Genomic DNA, 23,871 nt, shown 5'->3' on the forward strand with positions numbered 1-23,871 from the left:
ATTGTTCAATGTCGAAGCCGTCGAAATTGTCCGAGCGCAGAGTTGAGCCCGTCAAGCCGGCGGCAGCCGGCGCCTCGCGCCGGGCGGATCGCTCCGCCGAGCGCCGCGCGGCGATCGTGCAGGCGGCGATGGACGAGTTCATCGCCCGAGGCTTCGCGGCGACGCGGCTGGACGACGTCGCCAAGCGGGCAGGGGTCGCCAAGGGGACGATCTATCTGCACTTCAAGGACAAGGAATCGATGTTCGAGGAATTGATCCGGACCGCGATCGTGCCCTTCGTCGGCCGTCTTGCGGCGCCGCCGCCGGCCGGCGGCTCGGTGCGCGACATGGTCGAGGCGTTGGCGCGCATGTTCCTGCAGGAAATCGCCGGCACCCGGCGGGCCGATCTCGTCCGGCTCATCATCGCGGAAGGGCCGCGCTTTCCGTCCATTGCCGATTTCTACTATCGCGAGGTCGTCTCCCGCGGTCTCGCGGCCATGCGTGCGCTGATCCAGTTGGCGATCACGCGCGGCGAGATCCGCGAGCCCAAGCTGGCGCAACATCCGCAACTGATGATCGCGCCGATGATGGTCGCGGTGATCTGGAAGAGCCTGTTCGAGCGTCATGCGCCGCTCGATGCGGAAGCGATGCTGCAGACGCATCTCGATCTGATCTTTGGCGCGAGGAGGCCGACATGAGTCTGCTGCACTGCCTCGCCGTGCTGGTCACGGCCTTCACGTTCAACGGTTGCAAGGAGACGCGCGATCCCGGCTATCAGGGCTGGGTCGAGGCCGACATGATCTTCGTCAGCCCGGACGAAGCGGGCCGGATCACGAAGCTCAACGTGCATGAGGGGGACGTGGTCAAGATCGGCGATCCGCTCTATTCGGTCGACGACGATCTGCAGCAGGCCGATCTCAACCAGACCAAGGCGACGCTGGCCAATGCGCAGCAGACCTATGACCGCGCCGCCGCCTTGAGCAAGACGGGCGCTGGGACGCAGGCGACGCTCGACTCCGCCGTTTCGGCGCTGCGCGTCGCCGAGGCCCATCTCGTGACCTCACAGACGCGGCTGGCAAGGCGCAAAGGTGTGGCGCCCGTCGCGGGGACCGTCCAGCAGATCTACTTCCGCGAGGGCGAGATGGTCGCGGCGCAGCGGCCGGTGCTGTCGATCATGCCGCCGGGCAACATGAAGCTGCGTTTCTACGTGCCCGAGCCTGATCTGCCGAAACTCGCCATCGGCGACGAGGTCCGCGTCACCTGTGACAATTGCGCTGATGATCTGACCGCCAGAATCTATTTCCTCGCGACCTCGGCGGAATACACGCCGCCGGTGATCTACAGCCTCGATGAGCGCAACAAGCTCGTCTATCTGATCCAGGCGCGGCCCTCGCGGCCGGACGCGCTGCGCGTCGGCCAGCCGGTCAGCATCTATCCAAACCTCAAGACTCCCGATCGGAAGACTCCGGTGGCGGACAAGCAATGAACGGGGCGGGACCGGCCGAGATCGCGATCGACGTCCAGGGACTGACCAAGTCCTTCGACGGCCGCGAGGTCGTGCATGATCTGTCGATGCAGGTGAAGCGCGGCTCGATCTACGGCTTTCTCGGCCCGAACGGCTCGGGCAAGACCACGACCATCCGGATGCTGTGCGGCCTGCTGACACCCGACGGCGGCGAGGGCACCTGCCTCGGCTTCGACATCCGGCGCGACGCTGACAAGATCAAGCGCCGGGTGGGCTACATGACGCAGCGCTTCAGCCTCTATCAGGACCTCTCGGTGCGGGAGAACCTCGAATTCGTGGCGCGCCTCTATGGCATGTCCGATCCGCGCCGGGCCGCGCGCGACATGGTGCAGCGGCTCGGGCTTGCCGGCCGCGAGCGGCAGCTCGCCGGCGAGTTGTCGGGCGGCTGGAAGCAGCGGCTGGCGCTCGGGGCTTGCACCCTGCCGAGCCCGCAACTGCTGCTGCTCGACGAGCCCACTGCCGGCGTCGATCCCAAGGCGCGGCGCGATTTCTGGAACGAGATTCATGCGCTCGCCAGCGAAGGGCTGACCGTGCTCGTCTCGACCCACTACATGGATGAGGCCGAGCGCTGTCACGAGATTGCCTACATCGCCTATGGTCATCTGCTGGCGCACGGCACCGTCGCCGAGGTGATCGCGCAATCGGCGCTCACGACCTACACGGTAAGCGGCGACGATCTGCGCGAGCTCACGGCTGACCTCACCGGCAAGCCGGGTGTCGACATGGTGGCGCCGTTCGGCACCAGCCTGCACGTGTCCGGCCGCGACCGCAACGCGCTGGACGCGGCGATCGCGTCCTGGCGCGACAAGGCTGACCTGCACTGGCAGCCCGCCGCGCCCTCGCTCGAGGACGTCTTCATCGACCTGATGAACCGTTCGCGGGACAACTTCCAATGAGCGATGCGGCCGTCCATCCCACGTCTTCCGAGCCGCGCTTCGGCTTCTGGCGGCGCACCTATGCGATGCTCGTCAAGGAGTTCATCCAGCTCAAGCGCGATCGGGTCTCGTTTGCGATGATCGTGATGATCCCGGTGATGCAGTTGATGCTGTTCGGCTACGCCATCAACACCACGCCGCATCATCTGCCGGCGGCGGTGCTGCTGCAGGAGGACAGCGACCTCGGCCGCTCGATCCTGAAGGCGATGGAGAACACCGCCTATTTCCGTTTCACCCGGGAAGTCAGCAGCGTCGCTGAGTTCGACGATCTCCTGCTGTCCGGCAAGGTCCTGTTCGGCGTCGAGATCCCCCGCGGCTTCGAGCGCGCGGTCCGCCGCGGCGACCGGCCGGCCTTGCTCGTCGCGGCCGACGCGACCGATCCGGTCGCGGCGTCCTCGGCACTGTCCTCGCTCGGCATGATCGTGCAGACCGCGCTGGCGCATGATCTCTACACCGGCAATCCCGTCACCACGCCGTTCGAAATCAGGGCCCATGCCCGTTACAATCCGGCGGCCTCGTCGCGGCTCAACATCGTGCCGGGCCTGGTCGGCACCATCCTGACCATGACCATGCTGATCTTCACCGCGCTCTCGGTGACGCGCGAGATCGAGCGCGGCACGATGGAAAGCCTGCTGTCGATGCCGATCAAGCCGGTCGAGGTCATGCTCGGCAAGATCATCCCCTATGTGATGGTCGGCTTCCTGCAGGCGACGATCATCATCGGCATCGGCGTGCTGCTGTTCGGCGTTCCCATCATGGGCAGCTTATTGCTGCTGGCGCTGCTGTCGACGCTGTTCATCGCGACCAACCTCTCGATCGGCTACACCTTCTCGACGCTGGCGCAGAACCAATTGCAGGCGATGCAGCTGTCGATGATGTTCTTCCTGCCTAGCATCCTGTTGTCGGGATTCATGTTCCCGTTTCTCGGCATGCCGCAATGGGCGCAGGTGCTCGGTGAATGCCTGCCGCTGACGCACTATCTGCGCATCGTGCGCGCCATCATGCTCAAGGGCTCGACGCTCCAGAACCTGCAGCATGACACGATCGCCCTGTTCGGCCTCATGCTGTTCGCCATGACGGTCGCCGTCTTGCGCTTCCGCCGCACCCTCGATTGAGGCACAATGGCGGCCGGGCTCAGAAGACGGCTGGGGCAGGATGACGATCTCGTGGGAAGGGCAGGCCGGCGCGGAGCCGGCGGCGTCGGCTACGTTCAACCAGGCGCTGATGCGCCAGACGTTGAACACCGAGCTGTTGCGCGTGAGGGTGCTGATCAGCACTGCGGCGCTGTTTCTCGTGATATCGGTGCTGGTCGAAACCTTCGAACCCAAGATCTCGGAGTGGATCTGGCCGAGCCGGATCGGGGTCCTCTACGTCTACGCGATCATCGTGGTCTTCATCGGCTTCGAGACTCTCATCCTGTTCAGGATCAAGTCGGACATCCGCCACGGCCGTGACGTGCCGGTGATCTGGCGCTATGTCAGCGCGCTGGTCGAGACCTCGCTGCCAACGTTCGTCCTCGTTCTGCAGATCGAGGGCATCGGTCACGACAAGGCACTGGGCTTCGGCGCGCCACTTGTCTATTTCATCTTCATCGTTCTCTCGACGCTTCGTCTCGATTTCTGGCTGTCGAGCTTCACCGGTCTGGTTGCCGCGGTAGAGCTGCTGGTGGTGGCGCTGTTCGACCGGCCTTCGATCGATCTCAGCCAGAATCCGGAGATCTACTATCACGGTGAGCGCAGCTTCATCATCCTGCTGTGCGGGATGCTCGCTGGTGCTGTCAGCGTGCAGCTGCGACGCCAGTTCGCGGCGAGCATCGAGGCCGCGTCGGCGCGCGACCGCGTCACGGATCTGTTTGGCCAGCACGTCTCGCCCCAGGTCGTCGAGCGCCTGATGAAGGAGGGGACGGCGGAGGCACGCGACATCCACGAGGTCGCGGTGATGTTCGTCGACTTCCGCGGCTTCACCGCGGCGGCGCGGTCGAAGACGCCGCAGGAGGTCGTTGACCGGCTCGACGGCGCATTTGCTGTTCTCGTCGAGATTCTCGAGCGCCATGGCGGCATCGTGAACAAGTTCCTCGGCGATGGCTTCCTGGCGCTGTTCGGCGCGCCGTTCGAGTCGCGCGATGCGGCCCCGCAGGCAGTCGCGGCGGCCCGCGAGATGGTCGCCGCCATGGACCGCGTCAATGCGATGTCGTCCTGGCCGCTGCGGATCGGGATCGGTGTTCATCTCGGCGAGGTCGTTGCCGGCAGCATCGGGTCGCCGCGGCGGAAGGAATACACCGTCATCGGCGATACCGTGAACTTCGCCTCCCGCCTCGAGGCGCTGAACAAGGAGCTCGATTCGCGCCTCCTGATCTCGAGCGCGGTGCGGCAGGCCGCCGGCGACGGGGCGCGCGACGCCGTCTTCCACGGCGCGGTGTCGGTGCGCGGCTACGATCGGCCGTTCGAGGTCTGGCAATTGCACTGACTGGCAACCCGTCGCTCGCTGTCGGAGATTTACATTGCACGGTCTCCGCGTTTAACTGACCCCAATGAGAAGCATCATCAGGGGGGAATGCATGATCCGAACCGGGGCGCTGTTTTTGGCTGGGGTAAGCCTCGCGTGCGCAGCCGGCGGGGGGCCAGCGGGAGCCGAGGATGCTGCCTGCAGCAAGGTGACGGCAGAGGCGCTGAAGGTCCCAGGGCTGACCCTGACGGGATCGAAGCTGCAGGAGGCCGCCGACGGGTTGCCGCGGCATTGCATCCTCTCCGGCAAGGTCAATGAGCGCACCGGCGTCGACGGCCATGCCTATGCGATCCAGTTCGAGATCCGGCTGCCGGAGAATTGGAACGGCCGCTTCCTGCATCAGGTCAATGGCGGCAATGACGGCGTCGTGGTGCCGGCGCTCGGCGACAAGGCCGATGGTCTCGTCAGCGGTGGCATCACGCCGCTGGCCCGCGGCTTCGCGGTGCTGTCGTCCGACAGCGGCCACTCCGGCAACGATCCCGCCAACAAGCCGCGCGGGCTTGCGTCCGGCTCCGCCTTCGGCCTCGATCCGCAAGCACGCCGCGACTACGGCTATTCGGCCGACATCACGCTGGCGCCGATCGCGAAGGCGATCATCTCGGCGCATTACGGCAGGAAGCCGGATTATTCCTACATCGCCGGCTGCTCCAATGGCGGTCGCCACACCATGGTCGCCGCCGAGCGCATGCCCGAGCAGTATGACGGCTTCCTGGTCGGCAACCCCGGCTTCAACCTGCCGCGCGCGGCCGTGCAGCACGCCTGGGACGTGCAGGCGCTGACCAAGGCCGATGCCGATATTCGCAAGTCGATCACGCGGGACGATGCCAAGCTGATTGCCTCCAGGATCACGGAGGTCTGCGACGGGCTCGACGGCGCCAAGGACGGCCTCACGGCCAACCTGAAAGCCTGCCAGAAGGCGTTCAATTTCGACAGCCTCCGCTGCGCCGCCGGCGCGACCGACGCCTGCCTGCCGGCCGCCAAGGTCGATGCTTTGAAGAAAGTGTTCGCTGGCCCACACAATTCCAAGGGCGAGCCGCTGTATTCCGACTGGCCGGTGGATGGTGGCGTCGGCACCGGCAATTGGCGCGCCTGGAAGGTCGAGAGCCCGGTGGCGCCCTGGAACAACCTTCCGATCATCGCCACCATGGGCGGCGCCTCGCTCAACTACATCTTCTCCACGCCGCCGGTCGAGATCGAGGGCTCGCCCGACAAGCTCGTCGAGAAGCTGCAGACCTTCGACTTCGACAAGGACGCGCCGAAGATCTACGCCAAGGAAGGCCCGTTCACGGAGTCGGCGATGGACTTCATGGCGCCGCCCGCGGTCGATAACCCGACCTTGCCGGCGTTCCAAAATGGGGCCCGCAAGATGCTGATCTACCACGGTCAGGCCGATCCGGTGTTCTCGATCAACGACACGATCCGCTGGTACGAGAAGCTCGATGCCAACGTGCAGGGCAAGGCCGAAACGTTTGCGCGCCTGTTTGCATTGCCCGGCGAGACCCATTGCGGCGGCGGCGTCACGCTGGAGAAATTCGATGCGCTGGGCGCGCTGATGGACTGGGTCGAGAAGGGCAAGGCGCCGGAGGCGATCACGGCCTCGGTCAATGCGGCCAACAAGGAGCTGCCATCGACATGGAGCCCGCAGCGAACGCGGCCGCTGTGCCCGTGGCCGACATTCGCCAAATATGTCAGCGGCGACGTCGAGCAGGCGTCATCCTTCACCTGTGCGGCGGAGTGAGGCGTCAGACCTGCGGCGCGACCAGGTTCTTCACCTTGACCTGGTCGCGGTCCTCGATGATCTCGGCGATCCATTGCCGGTGGCAATGAGCGTGGTCGCGCTCGTAGCAGAGCAGGCAGACGGGACCGGCGCTCTTCACCAGCGCGGCCAGCTCGTCCATCTGCTCCTTCGCCTGCGGCGTCTTCAGGTGCGCGCTGTAGATCTTGTGCAGCGTGTCGTAATGGCCGCTGCGCGCGGCTTCGCGGCCCTCCTTCGGCGTTCCGAGCCCGCGCAGATGGACGTAGCCGATGCCGCGCTCGTCGAGCCCGGCGGCGAGCTGGCTCTTGGAGAAGCCCGGCCGGCGCGAGGCCGCCACCGCGCGCACGTCAACCAGCAGCTTGACGCCGGCCGATTGCAGCTCGTCGAGCACGGCTTTGGCCGGCGTGTGCTCGTAGCCGATGGTGAACAGGGTCTTGCTCTTGGCCATCGTGCGTCCCCTCGCGTCAGCTCACGCGCTCGATGAGCTCCATCGCCCCGGCTGGCGCGCGCACCTTGCCCTCGTGAATGACATAGGCAAACACGTCGCGCGGCATCTTCTTCGCCGGCTTGTCGTCAACCCGGGGCAGGTCGTCCGGTTCGCTGCCGCTGGCCCAGAGCTGCAATCGCTTCGCCCAGGCATCGAGCTGCTTCGGCGGATAGCAGGTCGTAAGCTCGTCATTGCCCTTCTGCAGCCGGGCATAGACGAAATCACCCACGACATCGGCGATCGCCGGATATTTGCCGTGCTCGGCGAAGACCACCGGCGTCGCGAACTCGCGCAGCAGCGCGACGAAGCCGGGGACGCAGAAACTGTCATGGCGGACCTCGACGACGTGACGCAGCTTGCGGCCGTCGAGCTCACGCGGCAACAGCTCGAGGAACTTGCCGAAATCAGCCTCGTCGAACTTCTTGGTCGGCGCGAACTGCCACAGCACCGGTCCGAGCCGGTCGCCGAGCTCGAGCACGCCGGTGTCGTAGAAGCGCTTCACGGAATCACCGGCCTCGGCGAGCACGCGGCGGTTGGTCGCGAAGCGCGGCCCCTTCAGCGAGAAGATGAAGCCGTCCGGCACCTCGCGCGCCCATTTGCGGAAGCTCTCCGGCTTCTGCGACCCATAATAGGTACCGTTGATCTCGATCGAGGTCAGCTTCGAGGCGGCGTATTCGAGCTCTTTCGATTGCGGCAGCTTGTCCGGATAGAACACGCCGCGCCACGGCGCGAAGGTCCAGCCGCCAATGCCGATGTAGATGTGGCTCTTGGATTGCGAGGCGCGTGCGGGGGCTTTGCTCACGGACCGATTCCGATGCTGATTGCCGAGGGTGTTGCGGTACGGAGACGATAGTCAACCGGACCGGTTCTGGCCAGTTCGGCGCTGTTGGGGCGTCGCTCTTCCCGTGCTCCGGAGGCTCGTGTATCCAGGACGTGGGCCGGGAAGGGGAGATATGGCAATGAGAGCGGAATCGGTCGGTGGCCTGCTGGGCGCGATCGTCGGGGCCGCCGTGCTGGCGGCAGCCTTCTATTATGTTCCCGTCGGGCCGATGGCCCGTCAGATGCAGCCGGCCAAGGTCGAGCTGCCGCCCACGCCGGTGCAGACCGTCCCAGTGGCCCCGGCGGTGCGGGGACCGGTCGTCCGCGAGGTTCCGAACTAGGCTGGCTTTCGTAGCCCGGCTGGGCGGAGCGATATCCGGGGTCTCCCGAAGAGTTCGCGTGAACCCGGATGTCGCTGCGCTCAGCCGGGCTACGGCGGACGGCCCTTGCATTTCGGCCGGCGCACCCCATTTTGGGGAACGACGGTGACGTCGAGCTTAACGGCTCCGGCACCGAGACGACCACGGCAGAGCGGCTGCGCCGGATGTACGCGCGCCCTTTGTTTGTGGTCGTTGGCGTTTTTGGGCCGGATTTGCGGCGGTGCACGGCGGCACCACAGTTCGCCCTTTTTGCAGTTTCCGGCGGCCGTCGCGCTTGGCAGTGCGGAACGCGGCGGATATACGCATCCGCACCATGACCGACGCCCTCCGACCGGCCCCGCAAGTGGCCCAGCAAACCGTTGAAATTCCGATCGTTTCGGTGGTCGTTCCGACCTTCAACGAGCGCGACAATGTCACCACGCTGTATCGGCGGCTGGAGGCGGCGTTCAAGGACGTGCCGTGGGAGGTCGTGTTCGTTGACGACAACTCGCCGGACGGCACCTGGCAGGTGGTGCGCGAACTGTCGCGCAACGACCAGCGCGTCCGCTGCATCCGCCGCATCGGCCGGCGCGGCCTGTCCGGCGCCTGCATCGAGGGTATCCTGGCTGCCAGCGCGCCCTATGCGGCTGTGATCGACGCCGATCTGCAGCACGACGAGACCCAGTTGCCGAAGATGCTGTCGCTGCTGCAGAGCGGCGCGGCCGAGCTCGTGGTGGGCAGCCGCTACATCGAGGGCGGCAGCGCGGCGAGCTTCGACAGCAAGCGGGCCGGGGCCAGCGCCTTCGCCACCGAGATCGCGCGCCGCGCGCTCAAGGTCGAGGTCAACGACCCCATGAGCGGCTTCTTCATGATCCGCCGCGACCGGTTCGAGGAGATCGCGCCAAAACTGTCGACGCAGGGCTTCAAGATCCTGCTCGACATCATCGCCAGCGCCGAGGGCGGTCTGAAGACGGTCGAGGTGCCCTATACGTTCGGCTCGCGCCTGCATGGCGAGAGCAAGCTCGACTCGATGGTCGCGCTCGACTTCCTCGGCCTCGTGCTGGCCAAGATGACCAACGACGTGGTGTCGCTTCGCTTCCTGCTGTTCGCCATGGTCGGCGGCACCGGCCTGGTGGTCCATCTCGCCACGCTGTTTCTCGGTCTCAATTTGTTCGACATGCCGTTCGCCGAGGCACAGGCGCTCGGCGCCTTCGTGGCGATGACCTCGAACTTCATCCTCAACAACTTCCTCACCTATCGCGACCAGCGGCTGAAGGGCTTTGCCATCCTGCGCGGCCTGCTCGTGTTCTATCTGGTCTGCTCGGTCGGGCTGCTGGCCAATGTCGGCGTCGCCTTCTCGGTCTACGACCAGGAGCCGATCTGGTGGCTGGCGGGCGCGGCCGGCGCGCTGATGGGCGTGGTGTGGAATTACGCGATCTCCGGATTGTTCGTCTGGCGCAAGCGATGACCTCTGCGGCAGGCGCCGACGACGCCCGGCTGGTCCGCAATGTCTGGCTGACCATCGCAGGCCTCGTCATTGTCAGGCTGATCGCGGCCGCGGTCACGCCGATCACTTTCGACGAAGCCTATTACTGGATGTGGTCGAAGCATCTCGCCGGCGGCTATTACGACCATCCGCCGATGGTGGCGGTCGTGATCCGGCTGGGCACCCTGATCGCGGGGGACAGCGAGCTCGGCGTGCGCCTGGTCTCGATCCTGCTCGGCCTGCCCATGAGCTATGCGGTGTATCGCACCGCCGAGATCCTGTTCGGCGGCGTGCGCGTGGCGGCGACCGCGGCGCTGCTGCTCAACGTCACGCTGATGGCGGCGGTCGGCACCTTGATCGTGACCCCCGACGCGCCGCTGCTGGTCGCCTCCAGCTTCGTGCTGTTCTTCTGCGCCAAGGTGCTGGAGACGGGCCGGGGCGCGTGGTGGCTCGCCGTCGGCGCGGCGGTCGGTGCGGCGCTGCTGTCGAAATACACATCGCTGTTCTTCGGCGCGGCGATCCTGATCTGGCTCGTCGCCGTGCCGAGGCTGCGGCATTGGCTGGCCTCGCCCTGGCCCTATCTCGGCGGCCTCGTCGCATTCGCGCTGTTTTCGCCGGTGATCCTGTGGAATGCCGATCACCAATGGGTGTCGTTCATCAAGCAGCTCGGCCGCGCCAGGGTCGAGGCGGTCAGGCCCGTCTACATCGCCGAGATCATCCCGACGCAGTTCGCCTTCGCCACGCCGCTGGTCTTCATCCTCGGCGTGATGGGCCTCTATGGCCTGGCCCGCCGCCGGGCAGGGGACGCGGCGGCACGCGTCCTGATCGAGGCGATGGTCTGGGTCATCGTCGCCTATTTCGTCTGGCATTCGCTGCACGCCCGCGTCGAGGCCAACTGGTTCGCGCCAATCTATCCGGCCTTCGTAGTGGCTGCTGCGGCGGCGGCTCATCTCGTCGCCTGGTCGGCGCGCGAGCAGCGCACCGCGGCATTCTGCCTGCGCTGGGCGCTGCCCGCCGGCGTCGTGATGTTCGTTGCGCTGATCGTGCAGGCGAACACGGGCCTGCTGTCCGGCTACCGGCGCGACGCCACGGTGCGCAGTGTCGGCGTCGGCTGGCGCCCACTGGCCGACGAGATCGAGGCGGCACGCGTGCGCGTCGGCGCCTCCTGCGTGCTGGCGATGGATTATGGCACCACCGCCTGGCTGTCGTTCTATCTCCCGCCGGGGACCTGCGTGCTGCAGCCGATCCAGCGCATCCGCTGGGTCAATTTTCCCGAGCCTGATCCGGCCAAGCTCGCGGGGACGCAACTGTTCGTCGACGAGGCACAGATCGCGACGCGGGTCTACGTGAGCAAAACGTTCGGCCGCATCGAGAAGGTCGGCGAGGCCGCGCGCAAGCGCGGGCCCTTGACCATCGAGACCTACGCGTTCTACTCGCTCGGCGAGCCGAAGGCCGAGCTCCTCGACCGCACGCCGCCGCCGGAGCTGCAGCGCTGACGCGCGCCTCAGGCCTGCGGGATGATATCGGCCAGCGCCTTGTCCCGGCCGTGGATCGCAACCATGTTGATATCGGCGTCGACGGTCTTGTAGCCGCGGCGATCGAACCATTGCCGCAACTGGTCGGCATCGGTCTTGATCTTCTCGACCAGCATGATCGGCGTGCAGCGCTCGATCGTCGCCGCCGCCCCTTCGAGCGCCTCGAGCTCCATGCCCTCGACATCGAGCTTGATCAGGTCGCAGCGCGGCAGGTTGAAGTCGTCCAGCGGAAGCTTGCGCACCTCGACCGTGTCGTTCGCGTAGTCGATGGCCTGGCCGATGAACTCGGTGTTGGGACGCTGGCGCAGCTCGAGGCTGCCGAAGCTCGACGGGGTCAGATAGTTCGGGCTCGGGATGTTGAGCACGCCGCGCTCCGAGGACACCGCGGCATGGATCGCGATCGCGTTGAAGCAGTTGTTGATCGCGATATTGCCGGCGAGCGCGTAGTAGATCCGCTCCTGCGCCTCGATCGAGAGCACGGATCCCCAGCCGGTCATCGCCTTCGCCCATTCGACCGTGTGGACGCCGATATTGGCACCACAGTCGATTGCGACCGCGCCGTCGCCATAGTGCCTGCGGCGCACGCCGAGCAGGCGGACGGCGAGCTGCACCTCTGCCGGATCGAAGGCGCCGGTGTTGAGGATCTGGAAGCCGACACCGTAGCCGCGGTTGGCGTCGATCATGCGATAGTCGAGCCGGTTGACGATCATCGTACCTTGATTGGTCGAGGCCAGTACGAAGGCCAGCTTCCGGTCGGGGATCTGCATGGAGAGGTCCTCTCGTGTCGTCTCGGCAGGGAGCGGACGCGGTACGATTCGCCGACGGAGTGTCGCAGAGAATCGTCCCGTACCATACTGCCGCCAGCGGCCACAGCGCCTGTAGCTCCGGGTTGCTACGGATGCGCTTGTCGCGCCCGGCCTGCCGGAGCGGGGGCTTTCGACCGGCGAGATCTGCGGCCTTTACCTCGTCAGCGCGCGCAAACGAGAGATCATCGATCGCGCGCCGCCGCCCCGGCCCAATCGTTAACGCGGCGTGCGCTGTTTTACGGATCGGCGCAGCCGACGGATGCTGCCTCTCCGGATTTTCCCGGTACGGTAATATTGCATGTGGCTGCAGTTTTGCCCTGTTTCCGCCCTCTTTGACGGCAAAACAGGCCCTGAAGGTTAACCCGCCCCTAATCCGCCAAAACTTAATCAGCATTTAACTAAAAGTCGCCTTAATGAAGCTCTGTGCTTCTGCGAGATGCAAAACGGGTGTCCGTGGCGCATCGAGCGAGAGTTGTCGAGTATTCGTTCGGGCGTGAGTGAATGAGTAACAGTCGAGCTGCGTTGGCCGCACGAAATCGCAGGAAGTCCTCCCTGATCGCGTTCTCTCACAAATTGATCGGTGGCGCGGCAATCGCATGCCTGATCGGGGGCTGCGCCGTGACGGTCTATACCAAGATCATCGCGGCCGACGCCTATCCGACCCTGGGCAGCATCGAGCAGGACGAGCCCGTCGTGCGCCCTGCGCCGCGGCTCGCGACGCGCAGCGCCGCCGAAGCGGTGGGCGACGCCTTCTCGGCATTCCCGGAATCTCCCCCCGTCACCACGGTCGCCGCCATCACGCCGCAGATGTTCAACGACCGCTTCGGCGCGGCCGTGCCGCAGGGCGTGGCCTCCAACGCCGCGAACGGCGCGCCGCCGCTGTCCAAGCTCGCCGAAGCCGCGCCGCCCAGGCCCGTCGAGGCCAGGCAGATCGAGACGAAGCCGTCCGAAGCCAAGTCGGCTGAGCCTGCGAAGGTTGCCGAGGCGCCGAAGAAGGATGCCCGGCCGCCGATGCAGCTGGCGCTCGCCAATACCAAGCCGGCCGCGCAGCCGCAGCAGCCCGTGACGCCGGCGCAGGCTGCCGAGGCCAATGCGCCGAAGAGCAGCGGCTTCTCGCTGCGCGCGATGACCGAGCGCGCCAAGGCGGCGGTGCTGTCGATCGCGGGTGATCGCCACTCGATCCAGGAAAAGCTCTGGGGCAAGCCGGAGAACCAGGATGGCGGGCTCCTGGCCTACGCCTCGGCTGATTCCAACATCACCGCCAGCATCGCCAAGGATCCGACCCGCGGCGGCCGGCCGCCGTATGATTTGAGCACCGCGGTCTACGACATCTCGGCCAAGGCGGTGTATCTGCCCGACGGCACCAAGCTCGAGGCGCATTCCGGCCTCGGCGAGAACCTCGACAAGCCAAGCTCGGAGAAGATCAAGATGCGCGGCGTGACGCCGCCGCATATCTATGAGCTGAAGCCGCGCGAGGCGCTGTTCCATGGCGTGCCGGCGCTGCGGCTGAACCCGATCGGCGGCGAGGACGCCATCCACGGCCGCAACGGCCTGCTGGCGCACACCTTCATGCTCGGCCCGAACGGCGACTCCAACGGCTGCGTGTCGTTCCGCGACTACTACGCGTTCCTCGATGCCTACAAGAACAAGGGCATCCGCAAGCTCGCCGTCCTCGCCCGCATCGAGTGAGGCGGGCAGGGGGCGTTGAGGTGTGATCTGCATGGCCGCCCTCGCACTCAGCAGTAGTTCCGAACTGGAGGGCGTGCAAAGGTGCGCCGTGACCCCCGCCGCACGAGTGCTATATCGCCAACTACTACGCTGCGCGATACAGCGTCCTCTCCCCTTGTGGGAGAGGGCATGTACGGCCCTTCCGAGTATTCGGTTGGGTGAGGGGCATCTCTCCGCAAGCGAACTCGCGGAGGCAGACCCCTCACCCAACCGAGCACGCCGTGCTCTCCTACATGCCCTCTCCCACAAGGGGAGAGGGCGCATTCACTCGCAGCGCTCGTCCGATCTCCCAATCTCCAAGAGCATGCACTCTTAGAGCCACAAGCTCGAGAATCCATTGGATGCCGTGCGGCAACGAGCGCAGTGATGCGGCTTCGGGATCGGCGTCGCTCCGGGCGACCGCTTCATGCGATCGCAGGGGAAGAAGGGCAGACGGATACACAGCTCGAACACCTCGGCCACGACGTCGCATTCTCGCGGCGAATGACGCCCGAGTGATGCCAGCGACATCGCCCTCGAAAATCGTGAGAGGGCGCGGGGAATGCCGGGTGAGGGCCTCACCCATGGCCCGCCTGCAACAAAGAAAGCAGGCGGCAGTCACCACAGGTTCAGCCGCATCATCCGGCATTCCCCGCGCGATGGATTGACGGCTTATACGTGGTCTCCCTGGTGCGCCGGCTGTCTGGCCACCATCGGTCGGAGCATTCGTCTCTCTCGACCTTGACACCAGCGTCGGGGTGTCAGGACATCACGACTTCGCCGTGCGCATCTCCGCGTTCGTCGGCATGACCGAAGTCACGCTGCGAGGCGATGCGCCCACCGCATCCCGCCCTCCACGTTCATGACGATCGCGAAGCGCCCCTCTCATGAGGGCGGGACCGGCATAGAATGCATGATTTCTGATTTTTGGAAATAGGAAAATGTTCGGGCTCGGCGGTGAGCGTGGTGATCCCATTGGCTGTGCTCGACAAATGAGCTTCCGCGCGCACGCATTTTCGATCGCTCGAATGACCATTTGCGACCTTGTAGCTCGCGAGAATGCGCAACTGATTTGCCCGACGAGCAGTCTGGTTGTTGCAAATCTGTCGCGGTGCAGGGGACTGCAACGCCATCGCTTCGCGCTGCGGCCTTGACGGCTTCGGGAAATTCTGCGCATAGCTCTGCCCCATCGAAATCGATGCGCCGTTTGCCGGCGCGCTCTTGAGGACCACGACCGTGTTGAGCCTACGCTCACATCTCGCGAACGCCCCCGCCAACGAACGACCGTTTACCTGGTCGCGCGATGGGTCCGGCATGGGCGTCGCCTGTCAGGGTCCTGCCAATCTCGTGCTGTCCCCGGACAAATCGGGACTGCGAATTCCAGCACAAGTATAACTCGCGGCGGGATCTCGACCCTCCGCACCAAGAGCGGAGGGTCTGATGACCCGCATGATGAGCCCAGATTCCGAGACAACCGACCACACGCGAGCACTGTGCTCGCCGGTGGCGCTTGCCTTCGTGCGCATCGTCATGGCCTGCCGCGGCGTCACCGAGGCGCGCGCTCGCCAGATCTATCTCGACTACATCAATGGCGTTCGGCCGGAGCATGCTCCGGCTGGGTTCGACTGATTGACCATGATCGTGCCGGCGCAGGCCGGGCGCGACGAACAGGCCCATGTTCCCATCTGGCGAAGGGACCGGACTGTCGATCCGGTAAGGCGGGTTCGATTCCCGTCATGGGCGCCAACATGACCCGATGAGATCACGAGCCGAGAGAGGAGGTCGACGATGTCAGCAACAAATCCGGCGCTGGTTCTCAACGCCGACTTCCAGCCGCTGAGCTACTTTCCGTTGTCCGTGTTCAGCTGGGAGGATGCGGTCAGGGCCGTGGTCGGCGGATCGCACGTCGTCGTTGCCGAGTACGATCGCGTCGTCCGCAGTCCGAGCGTCACGATGCGGTTGCCGTCGGTGATCGCGCTGCGCGACTACGTCAGACCGGCGACGCGGGTGCCGTTCACGCGCTTCAACGTCTTCCTGCGCGATCGCTTCACGTGTCAGTACTGCGGCGGCCGTTATCTCCACGGCGAGCTGACGTTCGACCACGTGGTGCCGCGCGCCGATGGCGGCGAGACGTCGTGGAGCAACATCGTCGCCGCCTGCAGTCCCTGCAACGCGCGCAAGGACCGGCGTCACCTCAAGCCGCGGCGGCCGCCGTTCGAGCCGACGCGGCACGAGCTGATGGCCGCACAGCGCCTGTTCCCGCCGAGATTCCTGCACGAGACGTGGCAGGACTATCTCTACTGGGACGTGGAGCTGGAGCGCTGACGATGGCCGTGGTGCCCAGATGAGCTCACGTCGTTGCCCGTCGGGCGGCGGCGTGAGCGACATGCGGTGTTCAACGAGCTGCGCGTGTGAACCCGGATGTCGCTGCGCTCATCCGGGCTACGTGGTGGTCACGTGCTTGTAGTGGCGCGTTTGTAGCCCGGATGAGCGCAGCGATATCCGGGGTATCACGAGCTGCGTGTATGAACCCGCATGCCGCTTCGCTCATGCGGGCGACATTCTTTAATGATCGAGAGATCGAAGTGTATCTAATTAGTAACGACGAGATCGGCAGTGAAAATGAGCGAGATGTTTGTCTTGCGTAAAATGGGAATTGCATGTAGCAGAACGATCCTTCGTGATGACTTTGGTTCGGGCTCGCTGAGATCCCGACTGGCGCGGCCGGTGTCCGGTCCCGTGTTCCGTCGTCGCAAAGAGCAAGGAGTCTGTAGCTCATGGAGAGCGTCGGGTTGAAGGCCCGAAGGCATCGGTTCGATTCCGGTCGACACCACCAAAGGATAGCTCAGTTGGATAGAGCAGATGATTATGATTCATCGGGTCGCGGGTTCGACTCCCGCTCCAGCGCTTCGGTTTAGCCTGAAAAGCTAATCGCCTCTGACGAGGACCGGACGCGCGCTTCAGTCGCGGTCCGGCCGTTTTGCCCCAGGGCATTTCGACCAGATCAAAGACACTGCAGAGCCGGCTCTGCGCCGCGGTGGATACCGCGTCCGAAGATGTCGGGAAGGCTGCGCAAGGACGCTCGGACTTATGGTTCGCGCGACTGCGCGCGTGCGCCCGGCATCGTCAGACGCTCAAGCCTCGGCCCGCTCAGTTCACGCAGGAAGCGTCGTCCGGTCCTCACGTCCTTTGATCGATGACATCAGCATTCTGGCCGATGGGCCGGAAAGCAAACCGTGGGAGTGTGTTGTGACTTGGCATCTGGTGACGAAGACCGTGACGGTGGAGGATGGCGAGCGGGCGCTGGTCTGGCGCGACGGCCAGCTCATGCGGGTGCTCGCGCCGGGCCGCCATGTGCTGCTCGATCCGCTGCACCGGCTGAAGGTGCAGGTGTTCGACGTCGTCCGCACCGAATACACCACCGAGCGCTACGCGGTGCTGAAGGCCGCACGGCCCGATCTCGCCGCGGAGCTGTTCGAGGCGGTGGAGACCGGCGCGAACGAGATCGCGATCGTCAGCCTCGACGGCCGGCCGACGCATCTGCTCACGCCCTGGCAGACCCGCGTCTACTGGACGGTCGCGACTGATGTCGAGGTCGAACGCATCGACATCACCAGCGACGTGCGCGTGAGCGCGCGGCACCTGGCGATGATCGAGCGCAACCGGCCGGGCATCGTGACCGAGGCCGTGGTCGAGAACCACGAGGCTGGTCTGCTCCATGTCGACGGCAGGCTGACCGAGCGGCTGGCGCCGGGCCGGCATGCCTTCTGGGCGGTCGGCCGCAAGATCGAGGTCAAGCGCCTCGATCTCAGGCCCACGGTGCTCGAAATCACCGCGCAGGAGATGCTGACCAAGGATCGCATCGCGCTGCGGGTGACGCTGACGGCGTTTCGCCGGATCGTTGATCCGGAGGCGGCGGTGGCGACGTCGCCCGACGTGGACGCGTGGCTGTACCGGCTGGTGCAGTTCGCGATCCGGGAGGCGGTGGCGTCGCGCACGCTCGACGAGGTGCTGGCGGCGAAGGCCTCGCTCGACGCGGAGCTGCGCGACTACGTGCGCGCGCGGCTCGACGGCTCGGGCGTGGAGATCACGGAGCTCGGCGTGAAGGACGTGATCCTGCCCGGCGAGATCCGCGACCTCGTCAACAAGGTGGTCGAGGCGGAGCGGCTGGCCAAGGCCAACCTGATCCGTCGCCAGGAGGAGACCGCGGCAACGCGCTCGCTCCTCAACACCGCCAGGCTGATGGAGGAGAACCCGCTGCTGCTGCGGCTCAAGGAGCTGGAGTCGCTGGAGCGCCTGGTCGAGAAGGTCGGCCGCATCGACCTGCACGCCGGTGAGGGGGCCGGCCTCGACGCGCTGCTGACGCGGCTGGTGCGGCTGAAGGCGCCCGATGCGGCGTGATGGACAAGAGAGGCCGCCCAAGGGCGGCTTCTCGCTGCCAACGGAGGAGAGATCATGACCGAGATGACCTGGAGAGCTGACAACATCGAGACGATCGCGAATTTCTTCTCCACCGCTGAGTGCGAGGAGTATATCCGCTTGGGTGAATTGATGGGGTTCGAGGAGGCGACGTTGTTTGCGCCTCGCGGCGTGAAGGATCATCGCAACAACGATCGTGTCATCATCGATGACGCCGGGCGCGCGCGGGATCTCTACGAGCGCCTCGCCGGCCATCTGGCACCGTCGTTCCAGCATCGCTGGCAGCCGGTCGGGCTGAACGAGCGGCTGCGGATCTATCGCTACGACGTCGGACAGAAGTTTGAATGGCATCGTGACGGGCATTTCGAGCGTGACGATGGTGAGCGCAGCCAATTCACCTTTATGGTCTATTTGAACGATGATTTTGGAGGCGGCACGACGTCGTTCTGCGACGACACCGGTCTGATGCCGGATGGTCCGTTGCGCATCGCACCGGAAAAAGGGATGGCGCTGCTGTTCCATCATCCCATCATGCATCGCGGCGATCCTGTCACGCAGCGCCGCAAATACGTGTTGCGAACCGACGTGATGTATCGGCGGACAGCGTAGCCCGCATGAGCGCAAGCGACGTGCGGGTCGATCACTGCTGATCTTGAGACCCCGGATGTTGCTACGCTCATCCGGGCTACAGGCTGCGCATCGTTCCGGCAATGAACGCAGCCGCCGCCCGATGCTACAAACTGACCTGTATGAAATGCGAGACGTGCCATGATCGACGGAAACACCCTGATCGCCTGGGGCTTCAAGCCCGGCCGCTGGTTCAAGCAGGGCTTGGAGACGGCGAATGCGATGCGCGCTGATGGCGCCAACGACGATGCGATCTTCGCGGCACTGCAGGCGCTGCAGCCGGTGGAGACCTTGATGCGCACCAACGGCGTGCCGTTCGCGATGCTGATCGATGCCGACAACGAGCTCGAGCGCGCCAACGTCGCGGCGGTCGCACAGCACATGGATGCCCTGATGCGGGTGCCGACCATCGTGGCCGGCGCCGTGATGCCGGACGCCTGCCCGTCGGGGACGGCGCTCGGCACCATTCCGGTCGGCGGCGTGGTGGCCTGCGAGGACGCGATCCATCCGGGCTTTCACTCCTCCGACATCTGCTGCTCGGTGGCGGTGACCGTGTTCGCGCGCAAGGACGATCCCAAGCGCATCCTCGATGCCGTCAATGCGGTGACCCATTTCGGTCCCGGCGGCCGCGACCGGCTGCATCAGCCGCGCGACGAGGTGATGGCGGGGTTCGAGGCCAACCCCTTCTTGAAGGGGTTGGAGCGCTTCGCGATCGGTCACTTCGCCACGCAGGGCGACGGCAACCACTTCGCTTATGTCGGTCATCTCAAATCGACCGGTCAGGCGGCGCTGGTGACGCATCACGGCTCGCGCGGCTTCGGTGCGCAGCTCTACAAGCGCGGCATGGCGGTGGCGAAGCGGCACACCGCGATCCACGCGCCGAAGGTCCCGGAGCACAGCGCCTGGATCAAGGCGTCGAGCGACGACGGCCGGGCGTATTGGGAGGCGTTGCAGGTGGCGCGGCTGTGGACCAGGGCCAACCACCACGCGATCCATGACCTCGCGGCGGCGAAGCTCGGCAACGCCGTCACGGACCGGTTCTGGAACGAGCACAACTTCGTTTTCCAGAAGAGCGACGGCCTGTTCTATCACGGCAAGGGGGCGACGCCGAACTGGTCCGGCTTCTCGGCCGATGATGACGGACGCACCATCGTGCCGCTCAACATGGCCGAGCCGGTGCTGATTCTGAAGCACCGGGACAACAAGGACGCGCTCGGCTTCGCGCCACACGGCGCCGGGCGCAATCTCGGGCGGAAGGCTTTTCTGCGCGAGAATCGTCCCGAGATGCCTGATGGCATCGACGCGCGCTTCTATTGCGGCAAGCCCGATCTGTCGGAGCTGCCGCAGGCCTACAAGAACGCCGCGTCGGTGCGGGCGCAGATCGCACGCTACGGGCTCGGCGAGGTCATCGACGAGGTGATCCCTTACGGCTCGATCATGGCCGGCGACTGGGAAGCCGACGCGCCGTGGCGAAAGGGACGGTGAGAGCTACGATCCGGGAGAGGTCGCCCACGGGCGGCCTCTCGTTGACGAATGGGCAGGGGCTGGAGATCATTGGCAGCCGCGTGGCTTCCGGTTCATTTGGTGATTGCGCAGGCTCGGGCCTTCCCTCATCCTCAGGGTGTGAAGAGGGGGAAGACGCGATGACGAGCCTGGAGGTGGGCGCGACCGGGCCGAGGCGCGAGCCGTGGTGGGCGATCGTAGCGATCTTCATCGCGGGCTTCGTGGCTCTTTGCCTGCTGCTGGCCTCGCCGGTGCTGATCCGCACCTTTCTGTTTCAGCCGTTCAACATTCCTTCATCCTCGAACATTCCAACGCTTCTCGTCGGCGATATCTTCTTCGTGTCGAAATATCCCTATGGCTACAGCCGCTTCACTTGGCCGTTGTCATGGCCTTCGTCGCTGCCGCCGTCGGCGCGGATCTGGGGTGCGACGCCTGCGCGCGGCGATGTCGTCGCGTTCTTCCTGCCGAAAGACAATGCGACCGTCTATATCAAGCGCGTCGTCGGACTGCCCGGCGATCGCGTCCAGATGAAGGACGGAGTGCTCTACATCGACGATACAGCCGTCGCGCGCGAGCGGGTCGAGGATCTGACCGGAGAGGCGGCCTGCGGGGGCGATGCGACCGAGCGCGTCAAGCGCTGGCGCGAGACCTTGCCGAATGGCGTGAGCTACGAGACGCTGGATTGCGTCAGCAACGGCTTCTTCGACAACACCAATGTCTTCGTCGTGCCGCCCGGCCGGCTGTTCATGCTCGGCGACAACCGTGACAACTCGACCGACAGCCGCGTGCTGTCCCAGATCGGCTATGTGCCGATCGAGAACGTCATCGGCCGCGCCGCCATGATCTTCTTTTCGGCCGCCGGTGCCGGCAAAGGCAGGCCCGGCCGCATCCGCTTCGAGCGGATCGGGACGATGGTGAGGTAGGCCGGTCGCGGATGTCGTAGCCCGCATGAGTGAAGCGACATGCGGGACCGCCGACTCTGCTTCTCGAGACCCCGGATATCGCTTCGCTCATGCGGGCTACGCTCTGAGCAAAGAAAAGGGCGCGGCTTTCGCCGCGCCCTTGGTATCTTCGCGAGGAGGCCGGACTTAGAAGTCCATGCCGCCCATGCCGCCGCCCGGAGGCATCGCGGGGCCGCCGGCGTTCTTCTTCGGCAGCTCGGCGACCATCGCCTCGGTGGTGATCAGCAGGCCGGCCACGGACGCTGCGTTCTGGATCGCGGCGCGCACGACCTTGGTCGGATCGATGATGCCCTTGGACACCATGTTCACGTAGTCGCCCGACTGCGAGTCGAAGCCGTACGCATACTGCTCCTTCTCGAGGATCTTGCCGACGATGACCGAGCCGTCCTCGCCTGCGTTGATCGCGATCTGGCGGGCCGGGGCGGAGAGCGCCTTGCGGACGATCTCGATGCCGGTCTTCTGGTCCTCGTTCTTGGCGCGGACGCCCTTGAGCTGCTCGGAGGCACGGAGCAGGGCGACGCCGCCGCCCGGCAGGATGCCTTCCTCGACAGCCGCGCGGGTCGCATGCATCGCGTCATCCACGCGATCCTTGCGCTCCTTGACCTCGACCTCGGTCGCGCCGCCGACGCGGATCACCGCGACGCCGCCGGCGAGCTTGGCCAGACGCTCCTGCAGCTTCTCACGGTCGTAGTCCGAGGTGGTCTCCTCGATCTGCGCCTTGATCTGCTGAACGCGCGCCTCGATGTCGGCCTTCTTGCCGGCGCCGTTGACGATCGTGGTGTTCTCCTTGTCGATCATCACCTTCTTGGCGCGGCCGAGCATGGAGAGGTTGACGTTCTCGAGCTTGATGCCGAGGTCTTCCGAGATCGCCTGGCCGCCGGTCAGGATCGCGATGTCCTGCAGCATGGCCTTGCGGCGGTCGCCGAAGCCCGGCGCCTTGACGGCCGCGACCTTCAGGCCGCCACGCAGACGGTTCACGACCAAGGTGGCCAGCGCCTCGCCCTCGACGTCCTCGGCGACGATGACCAGCGGCTTGCCGGTCTGCACCACGGCCTCGAGCAGCGGCAGCAGCTCGTTCAGCGACGACAGCTTCTTCTCGTTGATGAGGATGTAGGCGTCGTCCATCTCGACGCGCATCTTGTCGGCATTGGTGACGAAGTAGGGCGAGATGTAGCCGCGGTCGAACTGCATGCCCTCGACGACGTCGAGCTCGGTCTCGAGCGACTTGGCTTCCTCGACGGTGATCACGCCCTCGTTGCCGACCTTCTTCATGGCGTCGGCGAGGAACTTGCCGATCTCGGAGTCGCCGTTGGCGGAGATGGTGCCGACCTGGGCGATCTCGTCGTTCGACGTGACCTTCTTGGAGTTCTTGACGAGATCGGCGACGACCGCCTCGACCGCGAGGTCGATGCCGCGCTTCAGATCCATCGGGTTCATGCCGGCGGCAACCGCCTTGGCGCCTTCGCGGACGATGGCCTGGGCCAGCACGGTCGCGGTGGTGGTGCCGTCGCCGGCCGCGTCAGCGGACTTCGAGGCGACTTCGCGCACCATCTGCGCGCCCATGTTCTCGAACTTGTCGTCGAGCTCGATCTCCTTGGCGACGGTGACGCCGTCCTTGGTGATGCGCGGCGCGCCGAACGACTTGTCGAGGACGACGTTGCGGCCCTTCGGACCGAGCGTGACTTTCACGGCATTGGCGAGAATGTCCACGCCGCGCAGCATGCGGTCGCGGGCTTCGACGCCGAACTTTACGTCTTTCGCTGACATATTGGGTTTCCCTGGTTTTGATCGAGATCCTCGTCCTGAGGAGCCCGCGCAGCGGGCGTCTCGAAGGACGAGATGAGGAGGTGGTTGGGGCCTCATCCTTCGAGACGCCGGCTCAAGCCGGCTCCTCAGGATGAGGGGCAACGGCGCTTAGGCGGCCTTCTTCTTGGCCGCGGTGTCGGTGAGAACGCCCATGATGTCGCTCTCCTTCATGATGAGCAGCTCCTGGCCGTCGATCTTGACCTCGGTGCCCGACCACTTGCCGAACAGCACGCGGTCACCGACCTGAACGTCGAGCGGGACCAGCTTGCCGCTCTCGTCGCGGGCGCCGGGGCCCACCGCGATCACTTCGCCCTGCGAGGGCTTTTCCTTGGCCGAGTCGGGGATGATGATGCCGCCAGCGGTCTTCTCTTCGGCGTCGATGCGCTTGACCACGACGCGGTCGTGAAGCGGACGGAAAGCCATACAGTCCTCCTAAGGTATTGAAGCGATTGTCAGTTTCTGGAGATTTGGCAGTCGGCGCCGGCGAGTGCCAGCACGCGGGCTGGATTTAGGGGAGAGTTTTATGCCGGGCAAGGCCTTGTAGCAGAAAAATTAGCAGTCGATCGCGGGCTCTGCCAAAGCGTTCCGACAGCGTTAACGGAGGCGGAACGAACCGCGAAACCCCGTATTAGCACCTGGGCTAAGTGGCTGCTAA

At 65.4% G+C, this 23,871-nt stretch carries 21 protein-coding genes and 3 tRNA genes; 19 read left to right on the forward strand and 5 right to left on the reverse strand.

Annotated features, from left to right (window positions below):
* The first annotated feature begins 8 nt into the window (after positions 1 to 8).
* The 6 genes from ACQR10_RS11390 to ACQR10_RS11415 all read left to right on the forward strand — a co-directional run bounded on the left by ACQR10_RS11390 (position 9) and on the right by ACQR10_RS11415 (position 6,682).
* A complete protein-coding gene (locus tag ACQR10_RS11390) occupies positions 9 to 677 on the forward strand; it encodes a TetR/AcrR family transcriptional regulator (RefSeq protein WP_315801127.1) in 669 nt (222 codons plus the stop codon).
* Positions 674 to 1,465 carry an HlyD family secretion protein gene (locus ACQR10_RS11395; protein WP_315801126.1) on the forward strand — a complete coding sequence of 264 codons (792 nt, stop codon included), beginning with the start codon at positions 674 to 676 and terminating at the stop codon, positions 1,463 to 1,465. The genes ACQR10_RS11390 and ACQR10_RS11395 overlap by 4 nt, the downstream gene beginning before the upstream one ends.
* Positions 1,462 to 2,400: an ABC transporter ATP-binding protein gene (locus ACQR10_RS11400; RefSeq protein WP_316176913.1), complete on the forward strand. Its 939-nt coding sequence runs from the start codon at positions 1,462 to 1,464 to the stop codon at positions 2,398 to 2,400. Before ACQR10_RS11395 ends, ACQR10_RS11400 begins: the two co-directional genes overlap by 4 nt.
* The gene (locus ACQR10_RS11405) at positions 2,397 to 3,554 is read left to right on the forward strand and encodes an ABC transporter permease (protein ID WP_315801124.1); all 1,158 of its coding nucleotides are present in this window, start codon (positions 2,397 to 2,399) and stop codon (positions 3,552 to 3,554) included. The genes ACQR10_RS11400 and ACQR10_RS11405 overlap by 4 nt, the downstream gene beginning before the upstream one ends.
* A gap of 40 nt (positions 3,555 to 3,594) precedes the next feature.
* Entirely contained in the window at positions 3,595 to 4,905 is a 1,311-nt protein-coding gene (locus ACQR10_RS11410; RefSeq protein WP_316176915.1) for an adenylate/guanylate cyclase domain-containing protein, read from the forward strand.
* Positions 4,906 to 4,996: 91 nt separating this feature from the next.
* Entirely contained in the window at positions 4,997 to 6,682 is a 1,686-nt protein-coding gene (locus tag ACQR10_RS11415) for a tannase/feruloyl esterase family alpha/beta hydrolase (protein ID WP_316215962.1), read from the forward strand.
* Positions 6,683 to 6,686: 4 nt separating this feature from the next.
* Here ACQR10_RS11415 and ACQR10_RS11420 read toward each other — a convergent pair whose 3' ends face one another.
* Positions 6,687 to 7,148: a DUF488 domain-containing protein gene (locus ACQR10_RS11420; protein WP_316176918.1), complete on the reverse strand. Its 462-nt coding sequence runs from the start codon at positions 7,146 to 7,148 to the stop codon at positions 6,687 to 6,689.
* Positions 7,149 to 7,164: 16 nt separating this feature from the next.
* On the reverse strand, positions 7,165 to 7,989 hold the full coding sequence (locus tag ACQR10_RS11425; protein ID WP_316176920.1) for a DUF72 domain-containing protein: 825 nt from the start codon (positions 7,987 to 7,989) through the stop codon (positions 7,165 to 7,167).
* Positions 7,990 to 8,146: 157 nt separating this feature from the next.
* Here ACQR10_RS11425 and ACQR10_RS11430 point away from each other — a divergent pair, with 157 nt between their 5' ends.
* From ACQR10_RS11430 to ACQR10_RS11440, 3 genes are all read left to right on the forward strand, one after another.
* The gene (locus ACQR10_RS11430; RefSeq protein ID WP_315801119.1) at positions 8,147 to 8,347 is read left to right on the forward strand and encodes a hypothetical protein; all 201 of its coding nucleotides are present in this window, start codon (positions 8,147 to 8,149) and stop codon (positions 8,345 to 8,347) included.
* Positions 8,348 to 8,699: 352 nt separating this feature from the next.
* A complete protein-coding gene (locus ACQR10_RS11435) occupies positions 8,700 to 9,833 on the forward strand; it encodes a glycosyltransferase family 2 protein (protein WP_315801118.1) in 1,134 nt (377 codons plus the stop codon).
* On the forward strand, positions 9,830 to 11,347 hold the full coding sequence (locus tag ACQR10_RS11440) for a glycosyltransferase family 39 protein (RefSeq protein WP_316215963.1): 1,518 nt from the start codon (positions 9,830 to 9,832) through the stop codon (positions 11,345 to 11,347). The genes ACQR10_RS11435 and ACQR10_RS11440 overlap by 4 nt, the downstream gene beginning before the upstream one ends.
* Before the next feature lie 8 nt (positions 11,348 to 11,355).
* Here the strand turns inward: ACQR10_RS11440 and ACQR10_RS11445 are convergent, their stop codons facing one another.
* Complete coding sequence (locus ACQR10_RS11445; RefSeq protein ID WP_316215964.1) at positions 11,356 to 12,153, reverse strand: FkbM family methyltransferase; 798 nt, start codon at positions 12,151 to 12,153, stop codon at positions 11,356 to 11,358.
* Positions 12,154 to 12,693: 540 nt separating this feature from the next.
* Between ACQR10_RS11445 and ACQR10_RS11450 the strand changes: the two genes are divergently transcribed.
* The 10 genes from ACQR10_RS11450 (at position 12,694) to lepB (ending at position 21,371) form a co-directional block, all read left to right on the forward strand.
* Entirely contained in the window at positions 12,694 to 13,881 is a 1,188-nt protein-coding gene (locus ACQR10_RS11450; RefSeq protein WP_316176924.1) for a tlde1 domain-containing protein, read from the forward strand.
* A 1,458-nt stretch (positions 13,882 to 15,339) separates the two neighbouring features.
* A complete protein-coding gene (locus ACQR10_RS11455) occupies positions 15,340 to 15,528 on the forward strand; it encodes a hypothetical protein (RefSeq protein ID WP_315801114.1) in 189 nt (62 codons plus the stop codon).
* A gap of 42 nt (positions 15,529 to 15,570) precedes the next feature.
* Positions 15,571 to 15,645 (forward strand) — tRNA-Asp (locus ACQR10_RS11460).
* Between the two features lie 42 nt (positions 15,646 to 15,687).
* Positions 15,688 to 16,224 (forward strand): HNH endonuclease, encoded by a 537-nt coding sequence (locus ACQR10_RS11465; RefSeq protein WP_315801113.1) that lies wholly within the window; start codon positions 15,688 to 15,690, stop codon positions 16,222 to 16,224.
* Between the two features lie 438 nt (positions 16,225 to 16,662).
* Positions 16,663 to 16,735 (forward strand) — tRNA-Phe (locus ACQR10_RS11470).
* A gap of 2 nt (positions 16,736 to 16,737) precedes the next feature.
* Positions 16,738 to 16,803 (forward strand) — tRNA-His (locus ACQR10_RS11475).
* A gap of 345 nt (positions 16,804 to 17,148) precedes the next feature.
* The gene (locus tag ACQR10_RS11480; RefSeq protein ID WP_316215965.1) at positions 17,149 to 18,300 is read left to right on the forward strand and encodes a slipin family protein; all 1,152 of its coding nucleotides are present in this window, start codon (positions 17,149 to 17,151) and stop codon (positions 18,298 to 18,300) included.
* A gap of 54 nt (positions 18,301 to 18,354) precedes the next feature.
* Positions 18,355 to 18,927, forward strand: coding sequence for a 2OG-Fe(II) oxygenase (locus tag ACQR10_RS11485; RefSeq protein WP_316215966.1), 573 nt, complete (start codon positions 18,355 to 18,357; stop codon positions 18,925 to 18,927).
* A gap of 159 nt (positions 18,928 to 19,086) precedes the next feature.
* A complete protein-coding gene (locus ACQR10_RS11490; protein WP_316215967.1) occupies positions 19,087 to 20,430 on the forward strand; it encodes an RtcB family protein in 1,344 nt (447 codons plus the stop codon).
* Positions 20,431 to 20,588: 158 nt separating this feature from the next.
* Positions 20,589 to 21,371 (forward strand): signal peptidase I, encoded by a 783-nt coding sequence (gene lepB, locus ACQR10_RS11495; RefSeq protein ID WP_316215968.1) that lies wholly within the window; start codon positions 20,589 to 20,591, stop codon positions 21,369 to 21,371.
* 165 nt (positions 21,372 to 21,536) lie between these two features.
* On the opposite strand, the gene groL is transcribed toward lepB, so the two are convergent.
* Together groL and groES are read right to left on the reverse strand one after the other, a co-directional pair.
* Complete coding sequence (gene groL, locus ACQR10_RS11500) at positions 21,537 to 23,177, reverse strand: chaperonin GroEL (protein ID WP_315719441.1); 1,641 nt, start codon at positions 23,175 to 23,177, stop codon at positions 21,537 to 21,539.
* Between the two features lie 147 nt (positions 23,178 to 23,324).
* Positions 23,325 to 23,639 carry a co-chaperone GroES gene (groES, locus tag ACQR10_RS11505; RefSeq protein ID WP_315801108.1) on the reverse strand — a complete coding sequence of 105 codons (315 nt, stop codon included), beginning with the start codon at positions 23,637 to 23,639 and terminating at the stop codon, positions 23,325 to 23,327.
* Positions 23,640 to 23,871 lie beyond the last annotated feature (232 nt).

The organism is Bradyrhizobium sp. HKCCYLRH2060 (genome assembly GCF_051168135.1).
Taxonomy (GTDB): Bacteria; Pseudomonadota; Alphaproteobacteria; order Rhizobiales; family Xanthobacteraceae; genus Bradyrhizobium.